Source organism: Cellvibrio sp. QJXJ (genome assembly GCF_024452345.1).
Lineage (GTDB): Bacteria > Pseudomonadota > Gammaproteobacteria > Pseudomonadales > Cellvibrionaceae > Cellvibrio.
The window spans coordinates 4248459-4258675 of sequence record NZ_CP101662.1 but is presented as its reverse complement, the minus strand read 5'-3'; the positions used below and the strand labels follow the sequence as shown (position 1 = coordinate 4258675).

At 54.3% G+C, this 10217-nt stretch carries 8 protein-coding genes and 1 other RNA gene; 6 read left to right on the top strand and 3 right to left on the bottom strand.

Features of this window, described 5'->3' with window-relative positions; genetic code table 11:
• Positions 1 to 24 precede the first annotated feature (24 nt).
• The 3 genes from rsmH to rnpB form a co-directional block, all read right to left on the bottom strand.
• Entirely contained in the window at positions 25 to 954 is a 930-nt protein-coding gene (rsmH, locus tag NNX04_RS18425; protein WP_261946745.1) for a 16S rRNA (cytosine(1402)-N(4))-methyltransferase RsmH, read from the bottom strand.
• Positions 955 to 962: 8 nt separating this feature from the next.
• Positions 963 to 1403, bottom strand: coding sequence for a division/cell wall cluster transcriptional repressor MraZ (gene mraZ / locus NNX04_RS18420; RefSeq protein ID WP_007645701.1), 441 nt, complete (start codon positions 1401 to 1403; stop codon positions 963 to 965).
• A gap of 375 nt (positions 1404 to 1778) precedes the next feature.
• Positions 1779 to 2161, bottom strand: an RNA gene (gene rnpB / locus NNX04_RS18415) — RNase P RNA component class A.
• 261 nt (positions 2162 to 2422) lie between these two features.
• Here rnpB and NNX04_RS18410 point away from each other — a divergent pair.
• From NNX04_RS18410 to NNX04_RS18385, 6 genes are all read left to right on the top strand, one after another.
• Complete coding sequence (locus tag NNX04_RS18410; RefSeq protein WP_007645697.1) at positions 2423 to 4801, top strand: TonB-dependent receptor; 2379 nt, start codon at positions 2423 to 2425, stop codon at positions 4799 to 4801.
• A 212-nt stretch (positions 4802 to 5013) separates the two neighbouring features.
• On the top strand, positions 5014 to 5673 hold the full coding sequence (locus tag NNX04_RS18405; RefSeq protein WP_261946744.1) for a hemerythrin domain-containing protein: 660 nt from the start codon (positions 5014 to 5016) through the stop codon (positions 5671 to 5673).
• Positions 5674 to 5692: 19 nt separating this feature from the next.
• A complete protein-coding gene (locus NNX04_RS18400) occupies positions 5693 to 6862 on the top strand; it encodes an NnrS family protein (protein ID WP_261946743.1) in 1170 nt (389 codons plus the stop codon).
• 94 nt (positions 6863 to 6956) lie between these two features.
• Positions 6957 to 7943, top strand: coding sequence for a DMT family transporter (locus NNX04_RS18395; protein WP_261946742.1), 987 nt, complete (start codon positions 6957 to 6959; stop codon positions 7941 to 7943).
• Between the two features lie 120 nt (positions 7944 to 8063).
• Positions 8064 to 8768: a heavy metal response regulator transcription factor gene (locus tag NNX04_RS18390; RefSeq protein ID WP_151056287.1), complete on the top strand. Its 705-nt coding sequence runs from the start codon at positions 8064 to 8066 to the stop codon at positions 8766 to 8768.
• Entirely contained in the window at positions 8761 to 10137 is a 1377-nt protein-coding gene (locus NNX04_RS18385; RefSeq protein ID WP_261946741.1) for a heavy metal sensor histidine kinase, read from the top strand. The genes NNX04_RS18390 and NNX04_RS18385 overlap by 8 nt, the downstream gene beginning before the upstream one ends.
• The last annotated feature ends 80 nt before the right edge of the window (positions 10138 to 10217 follow it).

Here is a 10217-nt window from a genome sequence, read left to right as displayed (position 1 = left end):
ATTCAATCGACGAACAATCGGGATTTACAATTTCTCGGCTACACGCATCACCGCACTGCGCGACCGAACATTGGCGTTTACCTCTGCATCGCTCGCCTTGATTGCCTTGCCGAGCGAGCGCATGCGTTTATTTAACTGGTCATCGCGAATCGGCAACCCTTTGGGAACCGGGTCACCCAACTCTTGGCGGCGAATAAAGCGCTTCACCACACGATCTTCCAACGAGTGAAAACTGATCACCACCAAACGCCCGCCGGGAGCCAGTACTGTCAGGGCCTGATCCAATACCGATTCCAGATCGCCCAGCTCGTTGTTGACCTGAATGCGAATCGCCTGAAACGCGCGCGTGGCAGGGTGCTTACCCTTTTCCCACGCCGGATTGGCTTCTTTAATCACTTCCGCCAAATGTTTGGTGCGCGTAAACGGCTGCTTTTGGCGCTCGGCGATAATCGCGCGTGCCATACGCTTGGCGAACCGCTCCTCACCAAACTCTTTCAGCACCCAGGTAATTTCATCTTCACCGGCGCTGTTGACCCACTCCGCCGCACTCTGGCCGCGGGTTTGATCCATGCGCATATCAAGCGGGCCGTCCTGCATGAAGCTAAAGCCGCGCTCGGCCTCATCCAGCTGGGGCGATGACACCCCCAAATCCAACAACACCCCGGTCACCTTGCCCGTCATACCGCGCTCATCGATTAGCGCCGCCAACTCGGCAAACGAACCATGGGCGATGGCAAAACGCGCGTCGCTGCCAAAACGGGTATTGGCGGTGGCAATCGCCGCAAGGTCTTTATCAATGCCCAACAGGCGACCATCAAGCGCCAGCTGCTGCAGGATCAAACCACTGTGACCACCGCGCCCGAAGGTGCCATCCACGTAAAAACCGGAGGTATCGGTAACCAGTGCCTCTACCGCCTCGTTCAGGAGCACGGTGATGTGTTGAGCGTCAGACACGTAGATACCTAGAAAGAAAGATTTTGTAATTCGGCTGGCATTTCGCCATCGATGGATTGATCCATGAGCGCGTTCCAGCTGTCTTCGTTCCACAGCTCAAACTTGTTGCCCAGGCAGACCAACATCAGTTTTTTATCCAGATGCGCAAAGTCGCGCAGGGTGGGGGGAACCAAAATCCGGCCATTTGCATCCATTTCCAAGTTCACCGCCTGCCCCATAAAGCGACGTTGAATCTTGCGGACTTGCTCATTACCCGAAGGCAGGGCCTGAATTTTGGCGAGTACGGGTTCCCATTCGGATTCGGAGTAAACCAGCAGGCAGCGCTCATACATATGCGCAGTCACCCATAAACTCCCGGCGCCAGTGGACAGCAGCGAGTCGCGAATGCGCGCTGGTATCGCCATGCGACCCTTGGGGTCCATGCTGATGGAATAACTGCCTGTAGCCACTTTTCACCACTTGACGGGATTGCTTTTCACAAAAAGCCACAAAAAACCACAAATACCCACTTTTCCCCACGGTGCTCACTATAAATCGGAGCAGGTCAAAGTCAAGCGAGCTGGCGCGAAAACATGGGTAATTTCACGGGAAAAATCAGGAAAAATCGGCGAACAAGAAGGGAAAAGACATAAAAGCAACGCTGCAAAAACCAACATAAACAGATAAAACAAAGCGATAGCGCGCAAACCTAATGTAAAACATTAAGTTTGCGATTATTTCGCGGTAATAAGCAGGGATCTTTAGAAGGATTCGGTCTATATCGACCTTGAAGAGAACTACAAACCACAAACTAGAGGTCACGCACTAGCTAAAAAGCAGAATTAAGTCGGAGTCAGCCGATAAGCCGGGTTCTGTCGTGGACAGTCATTCATCTGGGACTAAGGTCACCCTTAGCCTCAAGCAACCTACCCGCCCTCGATACGAGCCGCATCATTGAGGGCCTATTTGGTCTTGCTCCGAGCGGGGTTTACCATGCCGCAGCCTGTTGCCAGTTGCGCGGTGCGCTCTTACCGCACCCTTTCACCCTTACCGTTGCTCTTGCGAGCACTTAGGCGGTCTGCTCTCTGTTGCACTTTCCGTAGGCTCACGCCTCCCAGGCGTTACCTGGCGCTCTGCTCTATGGAGCCCGGACTTTCCTCCCCGATGCACCACACAGCACTCAAGAGAGCTATGCAGTTAACACCGGAGCGACTGTCGGGCCGACTCCGAGGCGGCACATTAACTGCCCGCGGCAACAAGTGCAAGTTCGACGATTGTGCAACACCCAGTTTTTCTGTCGCCTTTTCACTCACTTTTGCCAACAAGTTCACCTATATCATCCTGCTTATGACCAAATATCGCCAAATGAGGCTTTTAACTGGTATTTTGGCCGCCTTAGGCTATTAATTAACGTAATTCAATTACCGGTTATTACGGCTTATCTCCCCCCTGAATCGGATCTCACAATAAAAGCGCAGGAGAACTTCTAGTGAAAGCTTATCAATACAACCTTCTTGCCATGGCCATTGCAACCCAACTCGCATTGCCGGTCATCGCTCAAGAAAATGACCTCGCTCTGGAAGAGGTGATGGTGACCGCCCAAAAACGTCCGCAGAGCCTGCGCGATGTGCCAATTTCGGTAAATGCACTTTCCAGCAAAAAGCTGGAAGATGCCGGGATCACCAGTATTGAACGGGTGGCCGACTACATCCCCAGCTTCAACATGACACAAACCGGTATCGGCACCAACATCGCCATCCGCGGTATTAGCTCCGGGGTTAACCCCGGTTTTGAGCAGTCCGCCGCGCAATTTGTAGACGGTATTCACTTTGGCCGCTCGCAACTGTCGCGGGCGCCATTTCTTGACCTGGAACGAGTAGAAATTCTACGCGGCCCGCAAAGTATTCTATTTGGCAAAAACTCGACAGCGGGTGCCATCAGTATCACCACCGCCAAACCGGGCGATGTACACGAAGCCAAACTCACCGCGCTTTACGAACCAGAACATGGCGAGCAGGATATTCGCCTGGTGCTCTCCGGCCCGATTAGCGACACAGTCGGCGGCCGCTTGGCGATATTGGATAGCCGCATCGATGGCTTTATGGAAAACACCACCCTCGGGCGCGACGAATCCGGCGATGAAAACCGTGTTATTCGCGCCACACTGCAATGGCAACCCAGCGATCAGTGGGACATTGTGCTCAAGCTGGAGGACGGCTCCTTTGACAGCAATGGCCGCAATATCGAAGTAGTCAAACCGGTTGAAATTCCTTCGCCACTGACCGGGGTTGCTACGCCCTACGCCAATGCTCTGCAATTCTTTACCCAAGGCCAGTATTTGCTGGATACCACCCACGATTGGAAACGCCAATCCAACGGTGATTTCAGTTACAACGATACCGAAAACGTCACCCTTTCGATTGAACGCGAATTGGGTGAACACACCCTGACGGCGATTACTGGCTACAACGCTTACACCTACGATGAACTCTGCGACTGCGACTTTACCGGCGCCTCGGGCTTCAATATTTTATCCAACGAGGACTACAGCCAGATCAGCCAGGAAATTCGCATCACCTCACCGGAAGATGAGACCATCAGCTACATCGGCGGCTTGTTTTTCCAAAGCAGCTCGATGGAATTTAACGACGCCGTACGGGTTCCTACCGACAGTTTTATCGCCACTGCGTTTACCCCCATTTTGGGCGCAGGAGCGGCCAATTTATTACGCGGTGCTTCATCCAACCGCTCGTTTGAACAAGACACAGATTTAGCCGCCATTTTTGCGCAAGCTACCTGGAACTTCACCGATCTGTCGCGAGTGATAGTGGGCGCGCGCTACACTGAAGAAACCAAAGAGGCGAGCCGCACCCAGTATCACGTCAGCAACAGTGGCGCCGTGTTACCCCAAGGCAGCCCGAGCGATACTTACAACATTATCTGGAGCCAGTTCAAAATCGACCCTCACTCCGTTAGTGGCGAGCGCGACGAGTCCGGTTTCACCCCGCTTATTACCTTGCAGCATGATTTTTGGGGCTCCGATATGGTGTACGCGAGCTACACCACGGGCTTTAAATCGGGTGGTTTCGATGTGCGCGCTAACGCCGCTCCTAATGAGCTGGATGGCATTTATCCGGCCATTGAAGGTACTTGGGAATTTGATGAGGAAAAGGTCGAAAACTTTGAAGTTGGCGCCAAGTTTGTATTGGCTGATGGCGCAGCAGAGCTAAACCTTGCCGCGTTCCGCTCCGAATTTGAAGACATGCAAACCAGCCAGTTTGATGGCAGCCTGAGTTTCAACGTGACCAACGCCGGCCAGGCGGTGGTGCAAGGCCTTGAAGCTGACGGACGCTGGGCGATAATCGATAACCTGATGCTGCGCGGCGGTATGGCTTATATCGACTTTGAATACACTGACTTCCCCAATTCCCAGTGCTACTTTGGTCAGGCAGATAACATTGCACCAATCGGTGACGGAGCCTGTGATGCGACAGGACAGCGCCGTGAATTCACGCCAGAATACCAAGGCAATATCGGTGCGGATTACACCATCAACTTCAGCAATGGCTTGAAATTGGTCAATACGCTCGACCTGATTTACAGCGATGAATACCTGACCACACCATCACTTGACCCGCGCTTCCAGCAGGACGCCTACACCAAGATCAATGCCCGCATTGCACTTAGTGGCGACTCGGACAATTGGGAACTGGCATTGATAGGCAAGAACCTGACGGATGAGTCTATTGTGCCCTATGCCAATGGTTTGCCCGTCGCCTCTACAGTGACCCGCGGTACTGGTTCAGGTTATTACGCCTTCTATGAACGTCCGAAGAGTGTGGCCATTCAAGGCACGATTCGCTTCTAAACTTCACATCAGGATCTACCAACAGGGGGCGCACTTGCGCCCCTTTTGCTTTCTCGCGATTGCGCTGCATCAGCTTGATGCAAATCAATATCACCCCGGCGCATTTACCTAGACTGGGTATTCAACGCCTTGGCTTGCTCAGCAAACTGCTTATAAATCGATAGTCTGCAGCAGATTGCCCACCCGACCCCAACCTTGCGCAGAGGTGGCCTATGAATATGTACTCCTGGAGTTTTACCGACTGGGCCAAAAAGGTAGAGGCTACGGCGGCACTGCTACGTCCGGCCGGCTTGCTGCAACCGGAGACGGCAGGCTACCACTTGTGCGATCTTGCACTGCACGGCGCCGTTCACAACCCATCGCGCAGCTACCGGTTGCGCCTGCAAGATACGCTGCAGAGTTTGGCCAACCAGCGCTACCTTGACGACTGGCAACTGCGCCCCAAATCGCAGTTGATTCACTATATTTGCCGCGAGTTCCACCAGGCACATTTTGCGCAATTGCCCTTGCTGCTGGCGAGCGCGCAACAGTTGCAAGGCACCGCCCAGTCCCGCCAACTGGAACAACTGCAATTACTCATACAACAACTACAAGAGGATTTATTCCCGCATATGCAACACGAGGAGCAGCGTATTTTCCCCGCACTGCTCAAACCGGTAGATTTCGACAGTTTTTGCTCGCTGGCAATACTGCATCACAATCACGACAGTCAGGCATCCCTGCTACAGGCGATGGACAGCCTCTGCCAAGAGTTGCTGGAGGAACATCCCGATCAGGCAGTGACTCACTTCATCACGGAACTGCAAAACTTCACCATGCAACTGCGCCTGCATATAGCGCTGGAAAACAACCTGCTTTTCATCATTGATTAAATAACTGCGGATAACCACTTTGACTAATAGTTCTGTTTCGGCCACGTTTTCCTATCCTTTCCGGGTGTTTTTCCTCGCTACCGCACTCTATGGCATTGCCGTTGTTATCGCCTGGATGAGCTACTTGTTTGGCGGCATTCCCCTGCCGCTGGGCTGGACATCGCTACACTGGCACAGCCACGAAATGCTCTACGGATTCACCAGCGCCGCGATTGCCGGGTTCATCCTCACCGCCGTATGCAACTGGACGGGGGCACCACCACTCAAGGGTGGCAAATTGCTGGCACTGGTGGGGCTCTGGCTCGCCGGGCGCCTTAGCCTATGGACGGCAAGCTGGTTACCGGCAGGCACCGCGATGCTGATTGATGGCTTGTTCTTCCCCATTCTGGCGCTTTATTTACTGCAACTTTTGCTGCGCCACGGCAACCAACGCAACCTCGTATTGGTGGCGATATTGCTCCTGCTCGGCATGGGCAACCTGGCCATGCACTGGGGCTTTTTGACCGGCAAAACCGCATGGCTGGTGCAGGGGGAGCAACTGGCGTTTGGGCTTATCACCCTGATAATGATTGTGATTGGCGGGCGCATTATCCCCGCCTTCAGCCGCAATTGGCTGCGCCAGCGCGGCGGCAATGAGGGCGCAGTGAAATCCTCCAACCGCACCGACGCCATCACCCTGATACTCAGCGCGGCGGTTATTCCGGTTGATGTCTGGCTGGGTTCAGGGACAGTAGCCGCATTGGTGATTCTCGCGGCTGCGGCCGCCAACGCCTGGCGCCTCTGGAGTTGGTCTGGCTGGTTAACGCGCGCCGAGCCACTGCTGTGGATTCTGCACCTGGGTTACGCCTGGATTATTGCGGGCCTACTGCTCAAAGGCATGGCTGCACTCAACCTGATAGCGCCCTCCGTCTGGCAGCACGCACTGGGAGTTGGCGCCATGGGCACCCTGATTCTCGGGGTGATGACCCGCGTCGCTCTCGGCCATACCGGCAGGGCATTAACCCTGCCCACCTTTGGGGTGATTATTTATCTCGCCATCAGTATTGCCGCCTTGAGTCGCGTTCTGGCCGCGCTGGGGTGGATCAATTACTCCTTTGGCCTGATGCTCGCCGCGAGTGGCTGGACGCTCGCATTTGCCCTGTTTCTGCTGTTGTATTGGCCTATTCTCACCCGCCCCCGCATCGGCTGAAGCGGGATTTTTACCCGGCAGCCCCTGCCGGGTCATCGCCATTGCTGCTATTATTAATCCGACTTATTTTTGTGCGGCGATTGGATAACGAGCAATGAGCGATTCCCCTAACGGACAGTCTCCGACGTCTCCGTCCACACTGGAGGCAACCCGGACGACCGCTACGCAGCCACAACATTCACACTTGCCGCACAACATCCTCAAGGGCTTCCTGCTCGCCGCCGCCGCACTCTTTCTCTTCACCTGCATGGACAGCATCACCAAATACCTGACCAGCCATTACAACGTGCCCTTTGTGGTGGCCATGCGCTACCTGGTGCATTGCTCGGTGATGCTGATTATTCTCGCACCGCGCCACTCCACCCAACTGGTTAAAACCCAGCGCACCGGGTTGGTGATTTTGCGCGGCCTGGCGCTCACACTTTCATCGCTGTGCATGGGCATGGCGCTGCAGCGTATGCCCTTGGCTGAAACCACGGCAATCAACTTCCTCGCACCCACACTGGTTGCGTTACTGGCAGGCTCACTGCTGACTGAACGGATTGGCGGCTGGGGCTGGGCGGCGATAGTGACCGGGTTTGTCGGGGTATTACTGATTGCCCGCCCGGGCGGCGGATTGGATGCACTGGGGGTATTTTTTGCGCTGATGGCCGCCTGCTCCAACGCGACCTATCAGTTGCTGTCACGCCTACTCGCCAGCACCGAAAAAGCCATCGCCCTGCTGTTTTACACTGCATTGATTGGCTCCATCATTTTCGGCCTCGCCCTGCCCTGGTACTGGGAGGACAAAACGCCCAGCACTATGGAACTGGTTCTCTTGCTCAGCATGGGGCTAACCGGCGGCTTGGGCCACTATCTCTTCACCCTCGCCTATCGCCATGCACCCGCCTCGGTGCTGGCACCTATGACCTATTTGCAGCTGCTCTGGGCAGGGCTAATGGGCTGGCTGATTTTCGGCACCATTCCCGACGGCACCAGCCTGATCGGTATGTTCATAGTGGCGATTTCCGGTTTGATCATCGCGTTTAAATCCCACTTCACCAAGGCCGCCCCCGCCAAACCCGAATCTGATCAGCTCTAGCCCCTCTGTATACAGGCGCTTCCTGACAAAAATGTCAGCCAGTTGTTGGCTTCATGTTGGATACACAGGGCTACACTTGTGGCATGACGTTACTGGCTACACAAAGCGGAGATCTCCGGAATGCGCTTACTTCTGGTCGAGGATGAAGAAAAAACCTCGTCTTATATCAACCGTGCCATGAGCGAACTGGGCTTTAGGGTCGATGTGGCCGATAACGGCATCGATGGCCTGTATCTGGCGCAAGAACACGACTATGACGCGATCATTCTGGATGTGATGCTCCCCGGAAAAGACGGCTATGCCGTGCTCGAAAAGTTGCGTGCAACTAAACAGACACCGGTGCTGATGCTCTCGGCGCGCGGCTCGGTGGATGAACGGGTCAAGGGGCTGCGCAGCGGCGCGGACGATTATTTAGCGAAACCTTTTTCGCTGATTGAATTGGTGGCGCGCATCCAGGCGCTATTGCGTCGCCGTCATAGCGATGGCGCCGATGTCACTCAATTGCAGATAGACGACCTACACCTGGACTTACTGGCACGCCGGGTCACCCGGGCTGGGCAACGGCTGGAGCTGACCGCCAAAGAATTTGCGCTGCTTAGCTTACTCGCGCGGCGACAGGGGGAAATCCTCTCCAAAATGATGATCGCGGAACAGGTATGGGACATGAACTTCGATAGCGATGCCAACGTTGTGGAAGTGGCGATCAAACGTCTGCGCGCCAAAATCGACACGCCCTACCCCGTCAAATTACTTCACACAGTGCGCGGCATGGGCTATGTACTGGAAGCCCGGTCAGAATTCTCGCGCCCAGGTCACTATGAATAAAATTTTTATCACCCAGTCTATCGCTGTTCGTCTGGCGCTGATGTTCGCGTTAACGGCTGTTGCGATTGTTGCAGTCTCAGCACTGATGTTGCACCAATCCTTGCTCAACTCCCTGCGCCAGCAAATGCATCAGGAATTACAATTTCGCCATAGCTTGATGGTGCCATACATTACGGCGCGCGAATCCCTTGCCGACTGGTCAACGGTAGAAACCAAACTCACAAACTGGACTACTGTGGAAGGTGGCCATACCCACTATTGGGTGCTCAGCGACGACCCGCGCTATCGTGTGGGCGGCGAACCACTTGAGGGGGTTGATTGGGCGAAACAGCCCAGCGGATTTTCCCGCATACCGAAAGAACCCTGCTCGCTTTATTTACTGATTACTGAAATTCCCGCCAAGGGCGATCGACCTGCCGTGCGCTATGTCGCCGCACTAGACTCCACCCCTTACATGGGAACACTGCAGGCATTCACCCGCACCATGATTTTAATTTCTGTCGTGGGTATTGCGCTGGTTGCACTGCTAGGATTTTTTGTGGCACGTATTGGTTTGCTACCGGTCAACCATCTCAGCCAACAAGCGCATCACCTCGCACCTGGTAATCGCGGTCAACGGCTCGATACCAAAGCCCTGCCGGTAGAGTTGCAGGTGTTGGCTGAATCATTTAACGGCGTACTGGAGCGACAGGAAATTGGCTGGAACCAATTGGAAAGTTTTAATGCCGATGTAGCCCACGAATTGCGCACACCGCTCACCAATTTAATCGGCCAGACCCAGCTGGGTTTATCGCGACCGCGCGAGCAACACGAGCTGGAGGATTTGTTGCAATCCAATCTGGAAGAATTGGAGCGCATGACCTCTATTGTTAATGACATGTTGTTTTTATCCCACGCCCAAGCCGGTGAACAGGCTACTCAATTAAGCGAGGTATCGCTGCGGGAGGAAGCGCTAAAAACAGCGGAGTATCTGGAGCCATCCTTCCTGGAAAAATCCCTGCATCTGGTCATCGAAGGCGATGTGCAAGCGCGAGTTGATCGCCGGTTATTTCATCGCGCGCTGGCAAACCTGCTCAGCAACAGCGCGCGCCACGCCGAAGATAACACCAATGTCACCGTCAGTTTGCAAGAAGAAAATGGTTTTGCACTAATCAGTGTTGCCAATAAAGGTGAACCCATTGCAGCGCAACACCTTACCCGTTTATTTGAACGCTTCTATCGTATAGATGCCTCGCGGGCGCGCAGTGATATGCACCATGGCCTGGGTTTATCGATTGTGCGTGCAGTGGCACTCATGCACCACGGCGATGTATTTGCCCGCAGCAATAATGGTATTAATTGTTTTGGATTTTCGATGGCACTTTATTAAAAAATGTAAATCATCCTCCCTCCGCAAGATTCTGACAAACCTGTCAGCAAAACGTCAGCCTATCGACCCACTCCCCTACC

Coding starts and splice junctions, on each gene's coding strand:
- NNX04_RS18385 (WP_261946741.1), top strand. CDS start 8,761: ATGAATAAAATTTTTATCACCCAGTCTATCGCTGTTCGTCTGGCGCTG.
- NNX04_RS18395 (WP_261946742.1), top strand. CDS start 6,957: ATGAGCGATTCCCCTAACGGACAGTCTCCGACGTCTCCGTCCACACTG.
- NNX04_RS18405 (WP_261946744.1), top strand. CDS start 5,014: ATGAATATGTACTCCTGGAGTTTTACCGACTGGGCCAAAAAGGTAGAG.
- NNX04_RS18390 (WP_151056287.1), top strand. CDS start 8,064: ATGCGCTTACTTCTGGTCGAGGATGAAGAAAAAACCTCGTCTTATATC.